General features: G+C 75.9%; 19 protein-coding genes. 4 read left to right on the forward strand and 15 right to left on the reverse strand.

All coding sequences use genetic code 11. The features are described 5' to 3' along the window. Nucleotides 1-65: 65 nt before the first annotated feature. The 9 genes from AC4OR8_RS10300 to AC4OR8_RS10340 all read right to left on the reverse strand — a co-directional run bounded on the left by AC4OR8_RS10300 (nucleotide 66) and on the right by AC4OR8_RS10340 (nucleotide 7845). The gene (locus AC4OR8_RS10300; protein WP_492165460.1) at nucleotides 66-989 is read right to left on the reverse strand and encodes a regulatory protein RecX; all 924 of its coding nucleotides are present in this window, start codon (nucleotides 987-989) and stop codon (nucleotides 66-68) included. 2 nt (nucleotides 990-991) lie between these two features. Continuing rightward, nucleotides 992-2038 carry a recombinase RecA gene (gene recA, locus AC4OR8_RS10305; protein WP_492165461.1) on the reverse strand — a complete coding sequence of 349 codons (1047 nt, stop codon included), beginning with the start codon at nucleotides 2036-2038 and terminating at the stop codon, nucleotides 992-994. 254 nt (nucleotides 2039-2292) lie between these two features. Continuing rightward, nucleotides 2293-3519: a sensor histidine kinase gene (locus AC4OR8_RS10310; RefSeq protein ID WP_492165462.1), complete on the reverse strand. Its 1227-nt coding sequence runs from the start codon at nucleotides 3517-3519 to the stop codon at nucleotides 2293-2295. Next, a complete protein-coding gene (locus AC4OR8_RS10315) occupies nucleotides 3516-4202 on the reverse strand; it encodes a response regulator transcription factor (protein ID WP_492165463.1) in 687 nt (228 codons plus the stop codon). The genes AC4OR8_RS10310 and AC4OR8_RS10315 overlap by 4 nt, the downstream gene beginning before the upstream one ends. Next, on the reverse strand, nucleotides 4203-4634 hold the full coding sequence (locus AC4OR8_RS10320) for a hypothetical protein (RefSeq protein WP_492165464.1): 432 nt from the start codon (nucleotides 4632-4634) through the stop codon (nucleotides 4203-4205). Continuing rightward, nucleotides 4631-5806: a molybdopterin-dependent oxidoreductase gene (locus tag AC4OR8_RS10325; RefSeq protein ID WP_492165465.1), complete on the reverse strand. Its 1176-nt coding sequence runs from the start codon at nucleotides 5804-5806 to the stop codon at nucleotides 4631-4633. The genes AC4OR8_RS10320 and AC4OR8_RS10325 overlap by 4 nt, the downstream gene beginning before the upstream one ends. 19 nt (nucleotides 5807-5825) lie before the next feature. Continuing rightward, nucleotides 5826-6518, reverse strand: a complete 693-nt coding sequence (locus tag AC4OR8_RS10330; protein ID WP_492165466.1) for a class I SAM-dependent methyltransferase — start codon at nucleotides 6516-6518, stop codon at nucleotides 5826-5828. Further along, on the reverse strand, nucleotides 6515-7192 hold the full coding sequence (locus AC4OR8_RS10335; RefSeq protein ID WP_492165467.1) for a TIGR04282 family arsenosugar biosynthesis glycosyltransferase: 678 nt from the start codon (nucleotides 7190-7192) through the stop codon (nucleotides 6515-6517). The genes AC4OR8_RS10330 and AC4OR8_RS10335 overlap by 4 nt, the downstream gene beginning before the upstream one ends. Further along, a complete protein-coding gene (locus AC4OR8_RS10340) occupies nucleotides 7189-7845 on the reverse strand; it encodes a glycosyltransferase family 2 protein (RefSeq protein ID WP_492165468.1) in 657 nt (218 codons plus the stop codon). The genes AC4OR8_RS10335 and AC4OR8_RS10340 overlap by 4 nt, the downstream gene beginning before the upstream one ends. 214 nt (nucleotides 7846-8059) lie before the next feature. Here AC4OR8_RS10340 and AC4OR8_RS10345 point away from each other — a divergent pair, with 214 nt between their 5' ends. Continuing rightward, nucleotides 8060-9484, forward strand: coding sequence for a hypothetical protein (locus tag AC4OR8_RS10345; RefSeq protein ID WP_492165469.1), 1425 nt, complete (start codon nucleotides 8060-8062; stop codon nucleotides 9482-9484). A 57-nt stretch (nucleotides 9485-9541) separates the two neighbouring features. On the opposite strand, the gene AC4OR8_RS10350 is transcribed toward AC4OR8_RS10345, so the two are convergent. From AC4OR8_RS10350 to AC4OR8_RS10365, 4 genes are all read right to left on the reverse strand, one after another. Continuing rightward, nucleotides 9542-10597: an NAD-dependent epimerase/dehydratase family protein gene (locus AC4OR8_RS10350; protein WP_492165470.1), complete on the reverse strand. Its 1056-nt coding sequence runs from the start codon at nucleotides 10595-10597 to the stop codon at nucleotides 9542-9544. Further along, entirely contained in the window at nucleotides 10594-11460 is an 867-nt protein-coding gene (locus tag AC4OR8_RS10355; protein ID WP_492165471.1) for an S-methyl-5'-thioadenosine phosphorylase, read from the reverse strand. The genes AC4OR8_RS10350 and AC4OR8_RS10355 overlap by 4 nt, the downstream gene beginning before the upstream one ends. Nucleotides 11461-11581: 121 nt before the next feature. After that, the gene (locus tag AC4OR8_RS10360) at nucleotides 11582-11776 is read right to left on the reverse strand and encodes a DUF3046 domain-containing protein (protein ID WP_492165472.1); all 195 of its coding nucleotides are present in this window, start codon (nucleotides 11774-11776) and stop codon (nucleotides 11582-11584) included. Between the two features lie 358 nt (nucleotides 11777-12134). Next, nucleotides 12135-13280, reverse strand: a complete 1146-nt coding sequence (locus AC4OR8_RS10365; RefSeq protein WP_492165473.1) for a class I SAM-dependent methyltransferase — start codon at nucleotides 13278-13280, stop codon at nucleotides 12135-12137. A 98-nt stretch (nucleotides 13281-13378) separates the two neighbouring features. Here AC4OR8_RS10365 and AC4OR8_RS10370 point away from each other — a divergent pair, with 98 nt between their 5' ends. Both AC4OR8_RS10370 and AC4OR8_RS10375 read left to right on the forward strand, forming a co-directional pair. Then, complete coding sequence (locus AC4OR8_RS10370; protein WP_492165474.1) at nucleotides 13379-18031, forward strand: ATP-dependent helicase; 4653 nt, start codon at nucleotides 13379-13381, stop codon at nucleotides 18029-18031. Continuing rightward, a complete protein-coding gene (locus tag AC4OR8_RS10375; protein WP_492165475.1) occupies nucleotides 18024-18824 on the forward strand; it encodes a DNA-formamidopyrimidine glycosylase family protein in 801 nt (266 codons plus the stop codon). Before AC4OR8_RS10370 ends, AC4OR8_RS10375 begins: the two co-directional genes overlap by 8 nt. Nucleotides 18825-18870: 46 nt before the next feature. On the opposite strand, the gene AC4OR8_RS10380 is transcribed toward AC4OR8_RS10375, so the two are convergent. Both AC4OR8_RS10380 and AC4OR8_RS10385 read right to left on the reverse strand, forming a co-directional pair. Then, nucleotides 18871-19176 (reverse strand): helix-turn-helix domain-containing protein, encoded by a 306-nt coding sequence (locus AC4OR8_RS10380; RefSeq protein WP_492165476.1) that lies wholly within the window; start codon nucleotides 19174-19176, stop codon nucleotides 18871-18873. Nucleotides 19177-19231: 55 nt separating this feature from the next. Further along, nucleotides 19232-19867: a CinA family protein gene (locus tag AC4OR8_RS10385; RefSeq protein WP_492165477.1), complete on the reverse strand. Its 636-nt coding sequence runs from the start codon at nucleotides 19865-19867 to the stop codon at nucleotides 19232-19234. A 104-nt stretch (nucleotides 19868-19971) separates the two neighbouring features. On the opposite strand from AC4OR8_RS10385, the gene AC4OR8_RS10390 reads away from it, so the two are divergent. Then, entirely contained in the window at nucleotides 19972-21750 is a 1779-nt protein-coding gene (locus AC4OR8_RS10390) for a glycoside hydrolase family 15 protein (RefSeq protein ID WP_492165478.1), read from the forward strand. The last annotated feature ends 23 nt before the right edge of the window (nucleotides 21751-21773 follow it).

Here is a 21773-nt window from a genome sequence, read left to right on the forward strand (position 1 = left end):
GCCCTCCGCGGGCGTCGACCTCGGCACCGGCACTCGGACGCCGACCGCCACCCGTGGGCGGCCTCTCACTCGAGGTCGGGGACGCCGTCATAGTCGTCAGCGGCGTCGTCATCACGGCCGGACGCGGCCAGCTCGGCCTTGACCACGGCGTAGGACAGCCCGGGCGGGTAGCCCTTGCGAGCGAGCATGCCGACCAGGCGCCGGGTCGCGGTGACGTCGTCGACGCGGCTGACCGAGCGCAGCTTGCGCCGCACCAGCTCGGCAGCGGCCGACTCCTCGTCGGCGGGGTCGATCTCGTCGAGGACCGTGCGAGCCACCTCGTCGGCGATGCCCTTGTGGCGCAGCTCCTGGCTCAGGGCCCGGCGGGCCAGGGCCTTGCTGCCGCCCCCGCCGGCACCCCGGGTGGAGACCCACAGCCGGGCGAAGGCCTCGTCGTCGATGAGGCCGACCTCCTCGAACCGGTCGAGGAGACGGGCGGCGACGTCGGGCGGCACGTCGCGCTGGGCCAGCTTGTCGCCGAGCTCGCGGCGGCTGCGGGCGCGGCCGGTGAGCTGCTCGAGCAGGATGGTGCGTGCCACCGACTCGGGGTCGGCGTGCGGGTCGACGGCCTCGTCGTCGGGCGGCGCGGGCGCACGACGACCCCGCTGGCCGAACGTGCCCCCGCGCGAGCCACGACCACCGGGCTCACGCCCGGCCCCGGACCCACGGGCGGTGGACCCACGAGCACCCGCACCACCGGAGCGGCCGCCCGCCCGGCGGCCACCGCGCGTCGAGCCACCCGCGGTGTCGCCGACGTCCCCGGCGTCGTCGCCGTCCCCGAGCGGACTCGCCGTGTCGACGGGGTCGGTCGAGGCGCCGGCCGCGCCGCCACCAGCGCGACGCGTCCAGGCGTCGACGCCCAGCGACACGTCACCGGCCCAGGGCTCGTCGACCCCCGCCCACGCCGGGGCAGGACGGGGATCGGCGTCGCGGTCAGGAGTGCCGGGCACGATCAGAAGTCGTCGATGCCGATCGGGTCACCGGGCAGCTCGGCGGCCTGGGCGTCGACCTGCGGGCCGACCCCCAGCTTCTCGAGGATCTTCTTCTCCAGCTCGTTGGCCAGGTCGGGGTTGTCGCGCAGGAAGGTGCGCGCGTTCTCCTTGCCCTGGCCCAGCTGGTCGCCCTCGTAGGTGTACCAGGCGCCGGCCTTGCGGACGAGGCCCGCCTCGACCCCGACGTCGATCAGGCCGCCCTCGCGGCTGATGCCCTTGCCGTACATGATGTCGAACTCGGCCTGCTTGAACGGCGGGGCGACCTTGTTCTTGACGACCTTGACCCGGGTACGGTTGCCGACCATGTCCTGGCCGTCCTTGAGGGTCTCGATGCGGCGCACGTCGAGGCGCACCGAGGAGTAGAACTTCAGCGCACGACCACCGGTGGTGGTCTCCGGCGAGCCGAACATGACGCCGATCTTCTCGCGCAGCTGGTTGATGAAGATGGCGGTGGTCTTGGAGTTGTTGAGCGCACCGGTCATCTTGCGCAGCGCCTGGCTCATCAGGCGGGCCTGCAGGCCGACGTGACTGTCGCCCATCTCGCCCTCGATCTCGGCGCGCGGCACGAGCGCGGCCACCGAGTCGATGACGATCAGGTCGAGCGCCCCGGAGCGGATCAGCATGTCGGCGATCTCGAGCGCCTGCTCACCGGAGTCGGGCTGGGAGACCAGCAGGGCGTCGGTGTCGACGCCGAGGTTCTTCGCGTAGTCGGGGTCGAGGGCGTGCTCGGCGTCGATGAACGCCACGATGCCGCCGGCGCGCTGGGCGCTGGCCACCGCGTGGAGGGCGACCGTGGTCTTTCCGGAGGACTCCGGACCGTAGATCTCGACCACGCGACCGCGCGGGAGGCCGCCGAGGCCCAGCGCGACGTCGAGGGCGATCGAGCCCGTGGGGATGACCTCCAGCGGCGCGCGGGTCTCGTCGCCGAGGCGCATCACCGAGCCCTTGCCGAACTGCTTCTCGATGGAGGCGAGGGCCACGTCGAGGGCCTTGTCGCGATCAGCCATGATGTCTCCGTCCCGTGCGGGGTGTGGGCACCCCGGGTGTCGTGTGGATGTGGTGCGTGGTCGGTGCAACGTCTCTTGGCTGGACGCTAGAGGACCCCGCCGACAGCCGTGGGCCAGCGGCCCGGACCTGTGGAGGACGCCGACTGCGCGTCGCTGCCACGACTGTATCCCGAACAGGTGTTCGAGCCGCCCCGACACGCCACGACACGCCGGTCCCGACCCGGCGCGACCGGCGCAGGCAGCACCCGGGCCGTTCAGCCCGCGTCGCGCTCGCCGTCGGCCGCAGGACCGACCAGCGGCCGGGCCGGCAGCTGGACCGGCGGCTCGGCGGGCGGCCGGGCGGGCAGCCGCACCAAGAACCGGCACCCGGCCGGCGCCGCACCGGCGTCCCCGGCGGGCACGACGTTCTCCACGACGACCTCGCCCCGGTGGGCCTCCACGATGCCCTTGACGATGGCCAGGCCCAGCCCGGCGCCGCGGCCGGGCGAGGTGTCGTCGGGGGTGCGGGAGGCGCCGGCCTGCCAGGCCACGTCGAAGACCCGGGCCAGGTCGCCGGGGGCCAGGCCGCCGCACCCGTCGGCGACGCTGAGCTCGACGCCGTCGCCGTGGGCGCCGCCGCGGATCTCGACCCGGCCGCCGGGCGGGGTGTGCCGCACGGCGTTCATCACCAGGTTCGACACCACCCGCGAGAGCCCTGCGGGGTCGGCGCTGACCTCCACGCCGTCCTCGACGCTGCCGCCGAGGCGTACGCCGCGCGCTCCGGCCACGGGGTCGGCCGCGGCGATCGCGTCGCTGACCACGTCGCGCAGCGACACCGACTCCGGGGTGATCCGCAGGACGCCGGCGTGGATGCGGGAGAGCTCGAAGAGGTCGTCGACCATGCGGACCATGCGGTCGACCTCCACCCGGATCTGGCGGTGGTAGCGCTCGGGGTCGGGCGTGATGCCGTCCTCGAGCGCCTCGGTCATCGCCCGCATGCCGGCCAGCGGGGTGCGCAGGTCGTGGGAGACCCACGACACCAGCTCGCGACGCGACTCCTCCAGGCGGGTCTCGCGGGTGCGGGCCTCCTCGAGGCGGGCGCGCGCGCCGGCGAGCTCCTCGGAGAGCTCGCGGAACTCCGCGGGGCCGACGCGCTCGCCGACGTAGTCCTCCTCGGTGCCGACCCGGCGCACCTCGTCGCGCAGCGAGCGCGACCACCGCACGATGGCGCGCGAGAGCACCAGCGCCACCACCAGGGCGACCACCGCGGCGGCGCCGGCCACCAGCGTGACCACCTCGACGTCGTCGTCGGTGATGAACATCCGCTGCGCCGCGGCCAGCACGCCGGCCAGCACGGCGACCACCGGCACCACCGCGACCAGCCCGAGCTGCCAGCGGATCGAGAGCCGGCGCACCAGCCAGGCGGCGAGCAGCCCGAGCGCACCGACGGCGACCGCGGCCACGGCCGCCACCAGCACGATCTGTCCCTGGTCGTCGGTCACGTCGCAGCCTCCCAGCGGTAGCCCACGCCCCACACCGTCAGCAGGCGCCGCGGGTGGGTGGGGTCGTCCTCGATCTTCTCGCGCAGCCGGCGCACGTGGACCGTGATCGTGGAGCGGTCGCCGACCGACCAGCCCCACACCTCCTGCAGCAGGTCGTCGCGGCTCAGCGCCACGCCGGGGTGGGTCACCAGGAACCACAGCAGGTCGTGCTCGCGGGTGGTCAGCGCCAGCGGCGCGCCGGCCCGGGTGGCGGTGCGCCGGGCGTCGTCGACCACCAGGTCGCCGTCCTCCACCACCCGGGGCCCGACCGGCTCGTCGGGCTCGACGGTGCGGCGCAGCACGGAGTCGACGCGCAGCGCCAGCTCGCGCGGGCTGAACGGCTTGCTGACGTAGTCGTCGGCGCCGAGCTGGAGACCGGCGACCCGGTCGACCTCTCCGCCGAGCGCGGTGAGCATGACCACCGGCACGTCGCCGGCCTCGCGCAGCCGGCGGTGCACCTCGAGGCCGTCGATGCCGGGCAGCATCAGGTCGAGCACCACGAGGTCGGCACGCCGCTCGCGCATCAGCTCCAGCGCCCGCTCGCCGTTCCCGGCCTCGACCACCTCGTGCTGGTGGGCGCGCAGGTAGGACACCACCACCTCGCGCACGGTCGTGTCGTCGTCGACGACGAGCACCAGCGCCACTCAGCGCTCCCGTGCCCCGGCCAGCCGGCGCCGGCGCACGACGAGCGCGCCCAGCACGACCCCCAGCAGCACCAGGGCGGCCAGCACCGCCCAGCCCGCGGCGTAGTCGCGGTCGAGCAGGGTGGGGTTGTCGGCGCGGGCGCCGAAGCGGCCCAGCACCGGCACCGCCAGCAGCGTGACGCTGCCGAGCACGACCAGCGCCACGACCAGCGGGGCGCGCAGGTCGCGGGGCAGCAGCCGCGAGCCGAGGGCCACCAGCACGAGCACCACCGGTGCCAGCACCAGGTCGTGCACCAGCGCCGCGCCGACCGCCCACACCAGGGCGTCGAGCACCTGCGCGGGCTCCGCGCGCGACCACAGCAGCCAGGCGCCGTAGAGCCCGAGGGCGACGCCGAGGGCGCCGAGCACGACCCGGGAGACGGTGGTGGTCATCCGAGCACCTCCAGGGAGGTGACCCACTTGGTCTGCAGCACCCCGGGCCGGTTGGGCGCGATGACGCGGCAGGGGTAGCCGTGGTCGAGGCTCAGCGTCTCGCCGTTGACCGCCAGGGCCAGCAGCGTGCGGTCGTCCTCGACGAAGCTCCCCTGCAGCGCGGTCACCGCGAAGGAGCCCGCCCGCTGCAGCGAGGTGACCCGCAGGTCGGACGTCGCCGCCGCCCCGACCAGGGCCACCAGGTCGCGCACCCGCACGCCGGTCCAGGTGGCGCTCGCGCTCCACCCCTCGACGCAGGCGATGGGCAGCTCCTCGGTGTGCTGGGTCATCGCGAGCAGGTCGTCGCGGGTGAGCTCGACGCTGCGCTCCCCCGCGGCGACGGTGAGCCGGAAGCCGGCGTCCACGTCGTCCTCGGTGACCTGCGCGGCCTCGGCGGAGCGGTTGATCGGCAGCCCCTGCGGGCCGTCACCGGTGCGGACGGCGAAGACCGACACCCGGCGCAGCAGCGGCACCGCGGCACCGGCGGTGGCGAGGACGGCGACGCCGGTGGCCAGCCAGGTGGCGCGGAGCAGGCCGCGCCGCGACACCGCCCCCTCCTTCGTGGCCTCGGGCCGGTCGTAGGTGGTGTCGTCGACGTCGCGGGTCAGCGCGCCGCGGATGACGGGCAGCTTCACCGCGACGTGCACGACGAGCGCACCGATGGCGACGTAGGCCAGCGCGTAGTGGGTGGGGCGGAAGGAGAAGGCCCAGGGGTACCACTGCGCGGAGTTCATCAGGCCGGTGACGAGCTGGAACAGCGCCGCGCCGACCAGCACCAGGATCGAGATCCGCTCCAGGCCCTGCACCGCCAGCCGGCCCAGGCCGCGCGCGCGGGGCGCGAGCAGGGCGGGGTAGACCGTCCAGAGCTTGACCAGCAGCAGCGGCACGGCGGCGGTGCCGCTGACGACGTGGACGCCCTGGGACACCCGGTAGCCCCACGACGGGCTGCTCGGGAACCCCGCCGGCTGCACGACCTGCTGCGCGTAGTGGCTGACCAGCCCGGTGACGAACGCGACGACGAAGCAGATGCCGAGCCAGAGCCCGACCCGGGCCGCCACGGCCGGGCTGCGCAGGCGCGAGGTGAACGAGGCCTGCGTGGGCAGCCTGTCGGTCGCGCTCTTCAGGTCGGGCACGGCAGGCTCATGGGGGTCCTCAGGTGGTGGGCGGGTGGTCGCTCGACACGGCGAGCAGGTGCGGTCGCGGGGGCAGGACCTCCTCGAGGACCGCGCACCACCGCTCCCCGAACGACTCGCAGCTGGTGACGGCCCAGCCGGCGGCCGCGGCGACGTCCTCGACGTCGTCGACGCCGAGCACCGACCAGCGGAACGGCCGGCTGCGGGCGCCGCCGCCCTCCAGGGTGGCCCACTGAGTGGTCAGCGGCACGCCGGGCGGGGCCAGCTCGACCACCACGCGGCCGCGGGGGTCGAGCACGTCGCGCAGCCGGCGCAGCAGCCGCACCGGGTCGCCGCCGATGCCGACGTTGCCGTCGGCCAGCAGCGCCGACTCCCAGCGGCCCTCGCCCGGCAGCGACTCGAACACGTCGCGCAGGATCGCGGAGGCACCGCGCTGGCGGGTCTGCTCGACGGCCTCGTGCACCACGTCGATGCCGAGCACGACGTGGCCGCGGTCGGCCAGGCCGGCCGTGAGTCGACCGGGGCCGCAGCCGATGTCGATGGTGGGGCCCTTGCACCACGCCAGCAGGGCGTGGTCGGCCTCGTCGGCCTCGCGGGTCCAGTCGCCGACCGGCAGCAGCGCGGGGTCGGGGCCCATGCCGACGACGTGGCAGGTCGTGCCGCGCAGGGCGTGGCTGAAGACGGTGGAGAACGACTCGTCGCGCAGCGTCACGAGGCCACCTCCGGCGTCCAGGCCGCGGCGAAGCGCCCGCCCGGCACGAGCGCGGCGACGGCGTGGGCGTCGGCCACGGTGTCGACGTCGCGCAGCACGCCGGTGGACCCCACGCTCAGCCCGGCGGCGACCAGGGCGGCGCGGGTGTCGTCGTGGGTGGTGGGCGTCGACATCTCCACCCCGCGCAGCGCGGCGGCCGCGGCGGGGTCGCGCAGGGCGAGCACCCACCAGCCGCCGTCGTCGGCGGGACCGAGCACGGCGTCGTGGTCGAGCAGCGGCGCGGCCGCGCCGAGCAGCAGGTCGGGGGTGAGCTGGGGGGTGTCCATGCCGACCTGCACGACCGCGCCCGGGCCGGCGGCGGCCAGGACGGCGTGGGCGTGGGCGAGCCGCTCGTCGAAGCCGTCGCCCTGCTGGGCGGCGACCTGCCAGCCGCTGAGGTGGCGACGGATCTGCTCGCCGTGCACGGCGTCGAGGAGGTCGCCATCCAGCGAGAGGTGGCAGCGCTGGGGGCCGACGGCGTCGGCGCAGGCCACCAGGGTGTCGAGCAGCGACGCGGCGGCCACCTCCGCGGCCGCGGCCATGCCGATGTCGGCGCCGAGGCGGGTCTTGACGCGGCCGGCCACGGGGGCCTTGGCCACCACCAGCATGCGGGGGCCGTCGACGGCGGCGCTCACGCGAGCACCCGCGCGAAGTCGCGGGCGGTGCGCAGGGTGCCCTTCACCGAGCCCGACACCTTGGAGCGGGTGCCGGCGGCGCGGGGGTGGTAGGTGACGTCGCGCTCGGAGACCCGCCACCCGGCGCGGGTCACCTTCTGCAGCAGCTCGACGGGGTAGCCGAAGCGGCGGTCGCGGACGTCGAGGTCGAGCAGCGCCTGGCGGCGCGCGACGCGCATCGGCGCGATGTCGTGGGCCTGCATGGCGATGCGCCGGCGCAGCCAGGCCACGATCAGCGCGTTGCCGGCGCGGGCGTGCCACGGCCACACCGAGCGGTCGACGGGCCGGCGGCGGCCCACGGCGAAGTCGGCGCGCCCCGAGCGGACGTCGTCGAGCAGCGGCAGCAGCTCGGCGGGGTCGAAGGAGCCGTCGCCGTCCATGAACGCGACCAGGTCGTGGGTGGCGGCCTCCAGGCCGGTGTGCACGGCGGCGCCGTAGCCCGGCACCGCCTCGGTGACCACCCGCGCGCCGAGGCGCCGCGCGACCTTCGCGGTGCCGTCGACGGAGCCGTTGTCGACCACGATCACCGCGAACTGCGGCGGCACCGTGGGCAGCAGCGCCTCCAGCGCGGGCGCCTCGTCCTTGCAGGGGAGGACGAGGTCGCAGACGGGCACGTCGTCAACGGTAGGTGGCATCGAGGCGGACAACCCTTACGAGTCAGAGACGCCGGGACGTCCGGCAGGGTCCATCGAACCCCACGGGCCACCGTCCGGCCTTCACCCCGAGGGCCACCGTTTGCCGCGACGTTCCCCACACCCACTGTGCTGGCCGGTCGGTGGGCCCGCCGGCCGCCCGGGTCGCGCTGGCGGCGGCCTCTAGGGTCTGGCCATGGCCACGCGCTCCCCCCTCACCGGTCCTGCGGGCCACCCCCGAACCGCCGACGGTCCCGGCGGGCTGGCGGCCGACGCGCGGTCGGGTGGCCGGGCCGCGGTGTGGGGCCTGGCGGTCGCGGTCGCGCTGGTCGTGGCGGCCGTCGTGCTGCCGCGCGTGCTCGACTGGGAGACCTGGACGCGGGCCCCCCGCTCCTACAGCGACCTCGCCGTGCCGCCGCTGCACGGCTACTGGCAGCCCAAGCTGTTCGGCCCCGGCACGGTGCCGGCCGTGCTGCTGGCGCTGGCCGGGTGGCGCTGGTTCCCGCGGTGGTCGGCGACCCTGTCGTGGCACCGCCTGCTGCTCGTGTCGTACGTCGTGGCGCTGGCCTGGATGCTGTCCCTCGCACTGGTCGACGGCACCGAGGGCCTCTCCCGGGTGCTCGGCAGCGACGTCGAGTACCTGCCGACGGCCCGTGACGTCACCAGCGTGCCGACCCTGCTGGGCGAGTACGTCGACCGCATCTCCTACGCCGCCGAGGACAACTGGCCCACCCACGTCGCCGGCCACCCCCCGTTGGCGCTGCTGTTCTTCGTGGGGCTGGTGGCGGTCGGCCTGGGCGGCGACCTCGCCGCCGGCGTGGTCGTCACGGTGCTCGCCGCCACCACCGCGGTCGCGGTCATGGTGGCGCTGCGGGCGCTGGGCCACGAGGCGGTCGCCCGGCGGGCCGCCCCGTTCCTGGTGCTGGCCCCGGCCGCGGTGTTCATGGCCGTCTCGGCCGACGCGATGTTCGGGGCGCTCGGCGCCTGGGGGCTGGCGTGCCTGGCCATCGGCGCCACCCGCCCCACCCGTGGCCGGCTCGTCGCCTGGTCGGTGCTGGCCGGGCTGCTGCTGGGCGCGATGGTGATGACGTCGTACGGCCTGCCGCTGCTCGGCCTGACCGCCCTCGGGGTGCTGGTGCTGGCCCGGTCGTGGCTGCCGCTGCCGGTCGCCGCGGCGAGCGCGCTCGTGGTGGTGCTGGGCTTCGCGGTGGGCGGCTTCGCGTGGTGGGAGGCCTACCCGGTGCTGCACGACCGCTACTGGGAGGGCATCGCGGCCGACCGCCCCGCGTCGTACTGGATGTGGGGCAACCTCGCCGCGCTGGTGCTCTCGGCCGGTCCGGTGCTGGGCGCGTCGCTGGCCGTCACCGCCGTGCGCGGTCGTGAGCTGGGGCGCGGCGTGCTCTCCTCGCCGCTGCTGCTGGTGGCCACCGCCGCCGCCGCGGTGGCGGTGGCCGACCTGTCGCGGATGAGCAAGGCCGAGGTGGAGCGCATCTGGGTGCCGTTCGTGCCGTGGCTGATGATCGGCGCGGCGTTCCTGCCCGAGCGGTGGCGCCGCTGGGGGCTGGGGCTCCAGGTCGTCGCCGCCCTGGTGCTGCAGCACCTGATGTACACCACCTGGTGAGGTGGTGAGGGTGGCCCAGGCCCAGGCCCAGGCCCGGGCCCAGGCCCGGGCTCGGGCTCAGGCGCGCAGCGGGGCCGTGGCGAAGGCGGGCAGGCCCTCCTCGGGCGTGATCGCGGCGGCGAAGCCGAGCTCGACGCGGGCCCGCTCGGGCGAGGCCACGATGTGGCGCACGTCGCCGAGGCGGTAGCCGCCGGTGACCTGGGGCGCGATCTCGTGACCGCCGTCGGCCCCGGTGCCGGTCGCCACCAGCTCGGCCACCTGCTTGATCCCCACCGGGCGACCCGAGGCCACGTTGTAGGCGGCGTAGTGGCCGGTCGGGGCCGCCACGGTGGCGCGGATCGCCGCGAGGTTGGCCTGCGCCACGTCGGCGACGTGCACGAAGTCGCGCATCTGCCCGCCGTCCTCGTAGACCTGCGGCGCCTCCCCGCGCTCCAGCGACGACCGGAACATCGCGGCCACGCCGGAGTACGGCGTGTCGCGGGGCATCCCGGGCCCGTAGACGTTGTGGTAGCGCAGCGCGACCGCCGCGGCGTCGGCCTGGCGCACCCACGCGGCGGTGTAGTGCTCCTGGGCGAGCTTGCTCGCGGCGTAGCTCGAGCGCGGGTCGAGGCGGGCGTCCTCGTCGACCAGCGCCCAGCCGAGCGGACCGCCGCAGACACGGCAGTGGTTGTCGAAGTCGCCGGCCTCCAGCGCCTCCCGCGCACGCGGCGGCGGCACCTGGTCGCCGTGCTCCGGGCAGGTGTAGCGGCCTTCGCCGTAGACGACCATGCTCGAGGCCAGCACCATGCGGTCGAGCCCCGCCTCGTGCATCGCGGCCAGCAGCACCGCGGTGCCGTAGTCGTTGTGCGAGGCGTACGCCGGCAGGTCGCCGACCTTCACCCCGGCGCCGACCACGGCCGCCTGGTGGCACACCACGTCGACGCCGCGCAGCAGGTCGGCCCAGCCGTCGGCGTCGCGCACGTCGTGGGCGTGGGTGCCGGCGGGCACGGTGGCCGCGCCGTGGGCCATGTCGAGCATCATGTCGACGCGCACGACCTCGTCGCCCTGCGCCTCGAGCGCGTCGGCGACCGCGGCGCCGATGAAGCCGGCCGAGCCGGTGAGCAGGACCTTCACGCGAGGTCACCCCCGTCGTACGACGGGTGGTCGGACCCGGCGGCCGGGACGGAGCCGGGCCCCGGCACGCCGTAGGTGAGGTCGACGCCGTCGGCCCACGTCGAGCAGGAGCAGCCGTCGGGGTCCGGCAGGCCGGCGATGGTGGCGGTGAGCAGCGTCTTGAGGCGCTCGAGGTTGGCGCGGAACAGCGCGAACACCTCCTCCTGGCCCACCCCCTCGCCCGACTCGACACCGGCGTCCATGTCGGTGACCAGCGCGATCGCGGCGTAGCACTGCTGCATCTCGCGGGCCAGCGGCGCCTCGGGGTGGCCGGTCATGTTGATCAGCGACCAGCCCTGCGCGGCGTAGTGCTGCGACTCGGCGCGGGTGGAGAAGCGGGGCCCCTCGACCACGACCATGGTGCCGCCGGCGTGCACGTCCTGGTCGGTGCTCGCGGCGGCGTCGGTCACCGCGGTGCCGAGCCGGGCGCAGTACGGGTCGGCGTAGGGCAGGTGCACCGCGCCGCTCTCGACGTACGACGGGACGCGCCGGTAGGTGCGGTCGACGAGCTGGTCGGGCACCACCACGTCACCGGGGGCCACGTCGGGGCGCAGGCCGCCGACCGCGCACGGCGCCAGCACCTGGCGCACCCCCAGCGAGCGCAGCGCCCACAGGTTGGCGCGGTAGGGGATGGCGTGGGGCGGGTAGTCGTGGTGGTCGCCGTGCCGGGGCAGGAAGGCGACCGAGCGGCCCGCCACCGTGCCGACCGAGACCGCCGCCGACGGCAGGCCGTACGGCGTCTCGACGCTGACCTGCTGCGGGTCGTCGAGGAAGGAGTAGAAGCCGGTGCCACCGATCACGGCGACGTCTGCGGTCAGGGTCATGGCCGCCACTGTGCCAGCCCGGTGCCCGCCCGGCCGCCACGGGACCGCAGCCGGCACCGCAGCCGGCACCGCAGCCGGCACCGCAGCCGGCACCGCGGCCGGCACCGCGGCCGGCCGCGTGTCACCGCTTCGAGGCCGGCAGCTCCAGCACCCGCCACACCGCGGCCCACACCTCCTTGGGCGCGACCCCCGCGGCCAGGGCCTCGCTCGCGGTGCGGCCGCCGAGCTCACCGATCACGAACAGCTCGGCCCACGGACGGGCGGAGGCCTCCCCCAGCGCCTCGTCGAGCCGCGACCAGAACTCCGTGTGCCTCATGCGCCCATGATGCCGCGCCCCGCCGACACCCCCCGACCCCGCGTCACGGCCCCTCGGTGGTGCGGGACGTCATACGAACCGTGGAGTCGCCTCCACGAAACGCATGACGTCCACCCCAGTGGGTCCCGACACCCGTTGTCCCGGCCCTCCGGCGGGCCGGGACGTCATACGAACCGTGGAGTCGCCTCCACGAAACGCATGACGTCCACCCCGGTGGGTCCCAACACCCGTTGTCCCGGCCCTCCGGCGGGCCGGGACGTCATACGAATCGTGGAGTCGCCTCCACGAAACGCATGACGTCCGCCCCCGGGCGGCCCCCGGGCGAGCCCCCGGGCGGCGTGGGCGGAGCCCGGGTCGGTCAGCCGGAGCGGTGGGCGACCACCTCGAGCCAGGCCGTGTCGCGCAGGCCGGTGCGCCGGCCGACCCGCTCGACGCGCCACCCGGCGCCCGCGACCGCGGCGCGCAGGGCGGGCTCGCGCCACAGCACGAAGCGGCGGGCCGACCCGATCGTGCCGTGCACCGACCAGGCGTCGCCGTCGCCCTCCTTCAGGCTGGCCACCAGCAGCCCACCGGGGCGCGTCACCTCGGCGAGCCGGGCGAGAACCCGGGGCAGGTCGTCCCGCTCGACGTGCAGGAGGCAGGCGCTGGCCCACACCACGTCGTGGGGCCCCGCGGGGCTGCGCAGGTCGTCGGTGAGCGGGTCGAGCCGCTCGGCGTCGTGACCGTCGGCGCGCAGCAGGTCGACGAAGGCCGCGGTGACGTCGGTGCGGCGCACCGTGAGCCCGCGCGCCTCCAGGGCGAGGGCGTCGCGACCGCCGCCGCTGCCGATCTCCAGCACCCGCCCGCCGGGCGCTCGCGACGCCACCTCGTCGACGAGCCGCGCGGTCTCGTCGACCAGGGTCGCGGTGGCCGCGCGGTAGGCCTCGGCGTCGTGCTCGTAGGCACCGACGGTGACCGCGCGCGCGGCGTCGCGCACGTCCCAGAGGTGGTGCACGTCGTCGTGCAGGTGGTAGCGGCCCAGCGACTCGACGGTGAAGACGCTGCCGTTGCTGCGCGTGCCCGGGCGGGACCGGTCGGCGTCGGCCACGGCGTCGTACGCCGCGGCGACCTCCTCGGCCGCCTCCCCCAGCTCCGCGGCGACCCGGACGGGGTCGAGCTCGGCGTAGCGGCCCGCGGCGGCCGCGGCGTCCTGGTCCCAGTCGGCGAAGCGCGGGTCGTCGGTGTCGAGCATCGCCCGCAGCCGGCCCAGGAACACCCGGTGCACGTCGCGCACGTGGGCGGCGTACTCCAGCACCGACCAGCGCCCGGGGTCGGTGCGCACCGCCGGGTCGGGCCCGCCGGCGACGGTGAGCAGCGCCCGCCAGCCGGCGGCGTCGGCGCGGAGCCGGCCACCGAGGTCGGCGGGGTCGACGGTCGTGGCGTCGTGCCCGCACTCGGGGCAGGGCCGGTCGAGCACCCACGTCCAGTCCTTCGTGTCGGGCCGGATCGTCACGTCGTCCACCACGCCCCGCACCCTAGGCGGGCGCGGCGACGTCGTTCCACCCCGTCACCGGGGCCATCGGGGGGAGGTCGGGTGTCGGTGCCGCCGTGTTGACTGGCCACATGCCGGAGACCGTCGACCCGCTCGCGCGGTTCAGCGAGCCCACCCGCACGTGGTTCGCGGCGGCGTTCGCCGAGCCGACCCCCGCGCAGGCCGGGGCGTGGGACGCGATCGGCGCGGGGCGCCACGCGCTGGTGGTCGCCCCCACCGGGTCGGGCAAGACGCTCTCGGCGTTCCTCTGGTCGCTCGACCGGCTGCTGAGCAGCGCGGTGCCCGACGACAAGCAGAAGCGCTGCCGCGTGCTCTACGTCTCCCCGCTGAAGGCCCTGGCCGTCGACGTCGAGCGCAACCTGCGCGCCCCGCTCACCGGCATCCGCCACACCGCCGACCGGCTCGGCGCCGAGGTCTCGGAGGTGCGGGTGGGGCTGCGCTCGGGCGACACCAGCCCCGCCGACCGGCGCAAGCTCACGACCTCCCCGCCCGACATCATGATCACCACCCCCGAGTCGTTGTTCCTGATGCTCACCTCGCAGGCCCGGGAGTCGCTGCGCGGCATCGAGACCGTCATCGTCGACGAGGTGCACGCCGTGGCCGGCGGCAAGCGCGGCGCCCACCTCGCGCTCACCCTCGAGCGCCTCGACGCGCTGCTCGAGCGCCCGGCCCAGCGCATCGGGCTCTCGGCCACCGTGCGCCCGCTGGAGGAGGTGGCCCGGTTCCTGGGCGGCTCCGCGCCCGTCGACATCGTGGCGCCCCCCTCCAGCAAGGAGTGGGAGCTGGAGGTCGTGGTGCCGGTGGAGGACATGACCGCGCCCGGCGGCTTCGACGAGGACGACGAGGAGTCCGGCGCCCGGGCGGCCTCGATCTGGCCCCACGTCGAGGAACGGGTGGTCGACCTGATCGAGTCCCACCGCTCCACCATCGTCTTCGCCAACTCCCGCCGGCTCTCGGAGCGGCTCACCGCGCGGCTGAACGAGATCGCCAACGAGCGCGCCGGCGTCGAGGCGGCGCCCGGCGACCTGGTGCCCGTGCCCGCCCCGCCGGCGCAGGTGATGGCGCAGGCCGGGTCGTCGGCCGGCGCCGGCGAGACCCCCGGTGCCGTGGTCGTCGCCAAGGCCCACCACGGCTCGGTGTCGAAGGAGCAGCGCGCCCTCATCGAGGACGACCTGAAGCGCGGCCGGCTGCCCGCGGTGGTCGCCACCAGCAGCCTCGAGCTCGGCATCGACATGGGCGCGGTCGACCTCGTCGTGCAGATCGAGTCGCCGCCGTCGGTGGCCAGCGCGCTGCAGCGCGTGGGGCGCGCCGGTCACCAGGTCGGCGAGGTGTCGCGCGGGGTGCTGTTCCCCAAGCACCGCGGCGACCTCGCCCAGACCGCCGTCGCGGTGCAGCGCATGCGCAGCGGCGCCATCGAGTCGCTGCGGGTGCCGACCAACCCCCTCGACGTGCTGGCCCAGCAGGTGGTGGCGATGACGGCCCTCGAGCCGTGGGGCGTCGACGACCTCTTCGACCTGGTGCGCCGCTCGGCGCCGTTCACCGGCCTGCCGCGCTCGGCCTTCGACGCCACCCTCGACCTGCTCAGCGGCCGCTACCCCTCCGACGAGTTCGCCGAGCTGCGCCCGCGCATCGTGTGGGACCGGGTCACCGGCGAGCTCACCGGACGACCCGGCGCCCAGCGCCTCGCGGTCACCAGCGGCGGCACCATCCCCGACCGCGGCCTGTTCGGGGTGTTCCTGGTCGGCGGCGAAGGGCCCGGCCGGCGGGTGGGCGAGCTCGACGAGGAGATGGTCTACGAGTCGCGGGTGGGCGACGTGTTCGCCCTCGGCGCCACCTCCTGGCGCATCGAGGACATCACCCACGACCGGGTCCTGGTCACCCCCGCCCCCGGCATCCCCGGCAAGCTGCCCTTCTGGAAGGGCGACAGCCTCGGCCGCCCGGCCGAGCTCGGCGAGGCCATCGGCACGTTCGTGCGCGAGCTGGGCGCGATGCCACGGGCGAAGGCCGAGGCGCAGGTGCGCGCCGGCGGCCTCGACGAGTGGGCTGCGAGCAACCTGCTGACCTACCTCCACGAGCAGCTCGAGGCCACGAATGTCTTGCCCAGCGACCGCACCCTGCTGGTCGAGCGCTTCCGCGACGAGCTCGGCGACTGGCGCCTGGTGCTGCACTCGCCCTACGGCACGCCGGTGCACGCCCCGTGGGCGCTGGCCCTCAACGCCCGGCTGCGCGAGCGCTACGGCGTCGACGGCCAGGCCGTGGCCTCCGACGACGGCATCGTCATCCGCATCCCCGACACCGACGCCGAGCCGCCCGGCGCCGACGTCGTGGTCTTCGAGGCCGACGAGGTCGACGACCTGGTCACCCAGGAGGTCGGCGGCTCCGCGCTGTTCGCCTCCCGCTTCCGCGAGTGCGCCGCGCGGGCGCTGCTGCTGCCGCGACGCGACCCCGGACGCCGCTCGCCGCTGTGGCAGCAGCGCCAGCGCTCCGCCGCGCTGCTCGAGGTGGCGTCGAAGTACCCGTCGTTCCCCATCGTGCTCGAGGCCGTGCGCGAGTGCCTCCAGGATGTCTACGACCTGCCCGCGCTCGTCGCGCTGATGCGTCGCGTCGAGCGGCGCGAGGTGCAGGTCGTCGACGTCGCCACGCCCTCGCCGTCGCCGTTCGCGCGCAGCCTGCTCTTCGGCTACGTCGCGCAGTTCGTCTACGAGGGCGACTCCCCCCTGGCCGAGCGCCGCGCTGCCGCGCTCTCCCTCGACCAGGGCCTCCTCGCCGAGCTGCTCGGGCGCGCCGAGCTGCGCGAGCTGCTCGACCCCGAGGTGCTCACCGAGGTGGAGGCCGAGCTGCAGCGGCTCACCGACGAGCGGCGCGCCCGCGACGCCGAGGGCGTCGCCGACCTGCTGCGCCTGCTCGGCCCGCTCAGCACCGAGGAGATCGTGGCCCGCTCGGTGCCCGACGCCGACGTGACGGGCTGGCTCGGGGCACTGGCCGACAGCCGCCGCGTGGTGCACCTGCGGATGGCCGGGGCGGAGCGCTGGAGCGCCATCGAGGACGTCGGGCGCCTGCGCGACGGGCTCGGCACCCCCGTGCCGCCCGGCACCCCTGACGCCTTCACCGACCCGGTCGAGGACCCCATCGGCGACCTGGTCGCCCGCTACGCCCGCACCCACGGCCCGTTCACCACCGACCAGGTGGCCGAGCGGCTGGGCCTGGGCGCCGCGGTGGTGCGCCACACCCTGCAGCGCCTCGCCGGGCAGGGGCGGGTGCTCGAGGGCGAGTTCCGCCCGGCCGGCTCCGGCAGCGAGTGGTGCGAGGCGGAGGTGCTGCGCCGGCTGCGGCGGCGCTCGCTGGCGCGGCTGCGCAAGGAGGTCGAGCCCGTCGACCCCGAGGCGCTGGGTCGCTTCCTGCCCGCCTGGCAGCACGTGTGGGCGGCCTCGACGTCCGGTCGCGGCGGGCTGCGCGGCGTCGACGGCGTGCTCGCGGCCGTCGACCAGCTCGCCGGCTGCGCCGTGCCGGCGTCCGCGCTGGAGCCGCTGGTGCTGGCGGCGCGGGTGCGCGACTACGAGCCGTCCTACCTCGACGAGCTCACCGCCTCCGGCGAGGTGGTCTGGGCCGGTCACGGACCGCTGCCCGGCGCCGATGGGTGGGTCTCCCTCCACCTCGCCGACCAGGCGCCGCTGACCCTGCCCGAGCACGAGCCGTTCGCCCACAGCGAGCTGCACCAGGCGGTGCTCGACGCGCTGGCAGGCGGCGGTGCGTGGTTCTTCCGCCAGCTCGCCCAGCAGGTGCAGGCCGCCGGCGAGACCGCCACCGACCAGGCCGTCTCGGCGGCGCTGTGGGAGCTGGTGTGGTCCGGGCGCGTCAGCAACGACACGCTGACGCCGCTGCGCGCCCTGACCCGCGCCGGCAACGCCAGCCACCGCACCCGTCGCCCGCCGCCGCGGCTGCGCATGTCGTCGACCACCGGCGGGCGCGCGGCCTCCCGGCCGGCGCCGCGCACCGGTCCGCCGGAGACCGCGGGTCGCTGGGCGATGCTGCCCGAGCTCGACCCCGACCCGACCCGCCGGGCCCACGCCACCGCCGAGCGCCTGCTCGACCGCCACGGCGTGGTCATCCGCGGCGCGGTGGTGCAGGAGCGGGTGCCGGGCGGGTTCGCCGCGGTCTACAAGGTGCTCTCGGCGTTCGAGGACTCCGGGCGCTGCCGGCGCGGGTACTTCGTCAGCGGGCTGGGCGCCGCCCAGTTCGGCACCGCCGGGGCCATCGACCGGCTGCGCACCTTCAGCGAGGCCGCCGAGGGCTCCTCGCGCAGCAGCGGCGACGACAAGCCCGTCGCGGTGGCCCTGGCCGCGACCGACCCCGCCAACCCCTACGGCGCGTCGCTGCCGTGGCCGGTGCGCGAGGGCGGCGAGGCAGCCGAGGGCGAGAAGGGTCACCGGCCCGGCCGCAAGGCCGGCGCGCTGGTGGTGCTCGTCGACGGCGAGCTCACGCTCTACGTCGAGCGCGGCGGGCGCACCCTGCTCACCTGGACCGACGACGCCGACCGGCTCGGCGCCGCCGCGCAGTCGCTGGCCGACGCGGCCCGCGCGGGTGCGCTCGGGCGGATGACGGTGGAGAAGGCCGACGGCACCGCGCTGCTCGGCGGGGGCACGACGCCGCTGCGCGAGGCGCTGCAGTCGGCCGGGTTCCTGGCGACCCCGCGGGGCCTGCAGCTGCGGAGCCGCGGTGCCTGAGGGCGACACCGTCTACCGCGCCGCTCGGCTGCTCGACCGGGCGCTGTCGGGCCACGACCTCACCCGCACCGACTTCCGGGTCCCGCAGCTGGCCACCACCGACCTCGGCGGCGGGCGGGTGGTGACCACGGTGTCGCGCGGCAAGCACCTGCTCACCCGCATCGAGCACGTCAGCGGGCGGTGGACCCTGCACACCCACCTGAAGATGGAGGGCGCCTGGCGCGTCGTGGCCACCGGTGTGCGCTGGACGCGACCCAGCCACCAGGCCCGGGTGGTCCTCGACGTCGGTCCCCGCCACGCCGTCGGCTTCTCCCTCGGCATCGTGGAGCTGCTGCCGACCACCGAGGAGCACACGGTGGTCGGCCACCTCGGCCCCGACCTGCTCGGGCCCGACTGGGACGAGCCGGAGGCGCTGCGGCGCCTGCACGTCGACGACGCCGTGGAGGTGGGCGACGCCCTGCGCGACCAGACCCGGCTCGCCGGGCTCGGCAACATGTACGTCGCCGAGCTGTGCTTCGTCACCGGCGTGCATCCCCGCACCCCGGTCGGCGCGGTGCGCGACCTGCCCCGCATGGTGCGCCGCGGGCGGGCGATGCTCGACCTCAACAAGGAGCGGGCGGTCCAGTCGACCACCGGCGACCTGCGCGAGCGCAACCGGATGTGGGTCTACCGCCGCGACCACGCGCCCTGCCGGCGCTGCCGCACCCCGGTCGAGGTGGGCATGCAGGGGCCGCTGGGGCGGGAGCGGGCGATCTACTGGTGCCCGTCCTGCCAGCCCGCGCCGGTCGGCTGAGCCGGCCGGCGCTGCTCGTCGCCGTTGCCGCAGGCGCGGAGGTGGGTCAGGCGGCGGAGGCGACGACGGGACGCGGGGTGCGGTCGGGCACGGGGAGCCGGGTGGCCACGGTCGCGGCCTCCTCGAGCACGGCGGCGTCGGAGACGGCCTGCAGCACCGACGACAGCGGCACGTCGAGCGCCTGGCACAGCGACCACAGCAGCTCGGAGGACGCCTCCTTCTGCCCGCGCTCGATCTCGGAGATGTAGCCGAGGCTGACCCGGGCCTCCTCGGAGACCTCGCGGAGGGTCATCCCGCGCTCCATGCGCTCGGCGCGGAGCACGTCGCCGAGAAGGCGGCGGAAGAGCACCATGCGAGCCTCCGTTGCTGGGTCCGAGCGGGGAGCGATCGGTCTGCTGGGGGCAACGCTACCGGAGTGGGTGCTGTTCCCCCGGCAGGTCCCCGTGCTCACCGGGCGCCGCGCCCCTCTGGCCGGCCTCGCTGCCAGTGCTGTCGCCGGTGCCGTCGCCGGGCGCGTCGCCGGTCCCGTCGCGGGTCCCCGGGCCGGCGTCGGAGAGCCGGCCGAGCAGGCCCAGCAGCGCCTCGAGGCAGGTGGCGTCCTGCACCGCCGACCGGTCGCCGCCCAGGTCGAGCGACAGCACCGTCACCCCGTCCGGGCCGGCGACCCCGACGTACACGGTGCCGACGGGCTTGCCCTCCTGGGGCTCCGGTCCGGCGACGCCGGTGGTGGCCAGCCCCCAGCCGGCACCGGTCAGCGCACGCACGCCGCGGGCCATCGCCGCGGCGCAGTCGGCCGAGACCACGCCGTGCTCGGCCACCACCTGCTCCGGCACGCCGAGCACGCTGACCTTGAGGTCGGTGGCGTAGGTGACGGCACCCCCGCGGAAGGTGGCCGACACCCCCGGCACCGACGTCATCGCCGCCGCCAGCCGGCCCCCGGTGAGCGACTCGGCGGTCCCGAGGGTCTCCCCGCGGGCGGCGAGCGCCTCGTGCACCCGCGCCGCGGCGGCCGGCAGCTCCTTCGACGCTCGGGTGCGGGCCATGGCCCGACCCTGCCACACCGGGGACCGCCCGCCACGTGCCCCGACGTGCCCCGACGTGCCCCGACCTGCTCCGACCGGCACCGGCCCGCCCGTAGGCTCCCGCCATGGCTCTGCCCATCGAGGACTACGCACTCATCGGCGACCGGCGCACCGCCGCCCTGGTCGGCCGCGACGGCTCGGTCGACTGGCTGTGCCTGCCGCGCTTCGACTCCCCCTCCTGCCTCACCGCGCTGCTCGGCACGCCGGAGGACGGCCGGTGGCAGCTGGCGCCGTCGGTGCCCTACTCCACCGAGCGCCGCTACGTCGGCTCCTCCACCGTGCTGGAGACCACCTTCACCACCGCGGAGGGCCAGGTGACGGTGACCGACCTGATGCCGCGCGGCACCGACCGCGCCGACCTGGTGCGGCGGGTCACCGGCGTGCGCGGGCGGGTGCCGGTGCACCACGAGTGGCGCCTGCGCACCGACTACGGCCGGGTGCGCCCGTGGGTGCGCCGCGAGACGATCGGCGGCGAGGCGGTGATCACGGCGGTCGCCGGGCCCGACAAGCTGGTGCTGCGCGGCCCGCGGCTGCCGGTGGCCGTCGACCACACCCACGCCGACGACTTCGAGGTGGCCGCCGGCGACGAGCTGACCTTCTCGATGGTGTGGCTGCCCTCCCACGCCACCCCCGCCACGCTGGGACGCCTCGACGACCGCATCGCGGCGTCGACCGCCGAGGACGAGGCGTGGGCCGCGACGTGTCGCACCGACATCCCCCACGCCGACGTCGTGCGCCGCTCGCTGCTGACGCTGCGCCTGATGACCCACGCCAGCACGGGCGGCATCGTGGCCGCCCCCACCACCTCGCTGCCCGAGGACTTCGGCGGCGAGCGCAACTGGGACTACCGCTTCTGCTGGCTGCGCGACGCCGCGCTCACCCTGGGCTCGCTGCTGGAGGCCGGCTACACCGAGGAGGCCGCGCTGTGGCGCGACTGGCTGCTGCGCGCGGTCGCCGGCGACCCCGAGGACCTGCAGGTGATGTACGGCGTCGACGGCTCGCGGCGGCTGCCGGAGTCGGAGCTCGACCACCTCGCCGGGTACGCCGGGTCGCGCCCGGTGCGGATCGGCAACGGCGCGGTGGGCCAGCGCCAGCACGACGTGCTGGGCGAGGTGATGGAGGCGCTGGCGGTGGTGCGCGAGCGCATCGGCGACGCCGACCCCAACGCGTGGGCGCTGCAGCGGGCCATGGTCGAGGACCTCGCGGGGCACTGGCGCGAGCCCGACCACGGCATCTGGGAGATCCGCGGCGAGCCCCGGGCGTTCACCCACTCCCGCGCGATGGTGTGGGTGGCCTTCGACCGCGCCGTGCGCGCCGTGGAGGACCACGGCCTCGAGGGGCCGGTGGAGCGCTGGCGCACGATCCGCGACGAGGTGCGCGAGCTGGTGCTCACCGAGGGCTGGGACGCCGAGCGCCGCACGTTCGTGCAGCACCCCGACACCCGCGAGGTCGACGCCTCGCTGCTGGTGCTCAGCACCTGCGGCATCCTGCCCGGCGACGACCCCCGCCTGCTCGGCACCATCCGCGCCGTCGAGGAGGACCTGCTGCGCGACGGGCTGGTGATGCGCTACCGCACCTCCAGCGGCGTCGACGGCCTGTCGGGTGACGAGCACCCGTTCGTGGCCTGCTCGTTCTGGCTGGTCTCGGCGTACGCCGCCGCCGGCCGGCTCGACGACGCCCGCGCACTCCTCGACCGCCTCGTGGGCCTGGTCAACGACGTGGGGCTGATGGCCGAGGAGTACGACCCGGTGGCCGAGCGGATGGCCGGCAACTTCCCGCAGGCCTTCAGCCACCTCGCGCTGGTGCAGGCCGTGTTCCACCTCGCGGCGGCCGAGCAGGCCTGAACCCACGCTGGGACGCAGGACGG

The sequence above is a fragment of the Nocardioides sp. FY1077 genome (assembly GCF_058681775.1).

Bases quoted from the DNA above. Each gene is read 5' to 3' on its own strand.
- AC4OR8_RS10355 (WP_492165471.1), bottom strand. From the start codon at position 11,460: ATGACCCTGACCGCAGACGTCGCCGTGATCGGTGGCACCGGCTTCTAC.
- AC4OR8_RS10385 (WP_492165477.1), bottom strand. From the start codon at position 19,867: ATGGCCCGCACCCGAGCGTCGAAGGAGCTGCCGGCCGCCGCGGCGCGG.
- AC4OR8_RS10380 (WP_492165476.1), bottom strand. From the start codon at position 19,176: ATGGTGCTCTTCCGCCGCCTTCTCGGCGACGTGCTCCGCGCCGAGCGC.
- AC4OR8_RS10370 (WP_492165474.1), top strand. From the start codon at position 13,379: ATGCCGGAGACCGTCGACCCGCTCGCGCGGTTCAGCGAGCCCACCCGC.
- AC4OR8_RS10320 (WP_492165464.1), bottom strand. From the start codon at position 4,634: ATGACCACCACCGTCTCCCGGGTCGTGCTCGGCGCCCTCGGCGTCGCC.
- AC4OR8_RS10360 (WP_492165472.1), bottom strand. From the start codon at position 11,776: ATGAGGCACACGGAGTTCTGGTCGCGGCTCGACGAGGCGCTGGGGGAG.
- AC4OR8_RS10390 (WP_492165478.1), top strand. From the start codon at position 19,972: ATGGCTCTGCCCATCGAGGACTACGCACTCATCGGCGACCGGCGCACC.
- recA (WP_492165461.1), bottom strand. From the start codon at position 2,038: ATGGCTGATCGCGACAAGGCCCTCGACGTGGCCCTCGCCTCCATCGAG.
- AC4OR8_RS10345 (WP_492165469.1), top strand. From the start codon at position 8,060: ATGGCCACGCGCTCCCCCCTCACCGGTCCTGCGGGCCACCCCCGAACC.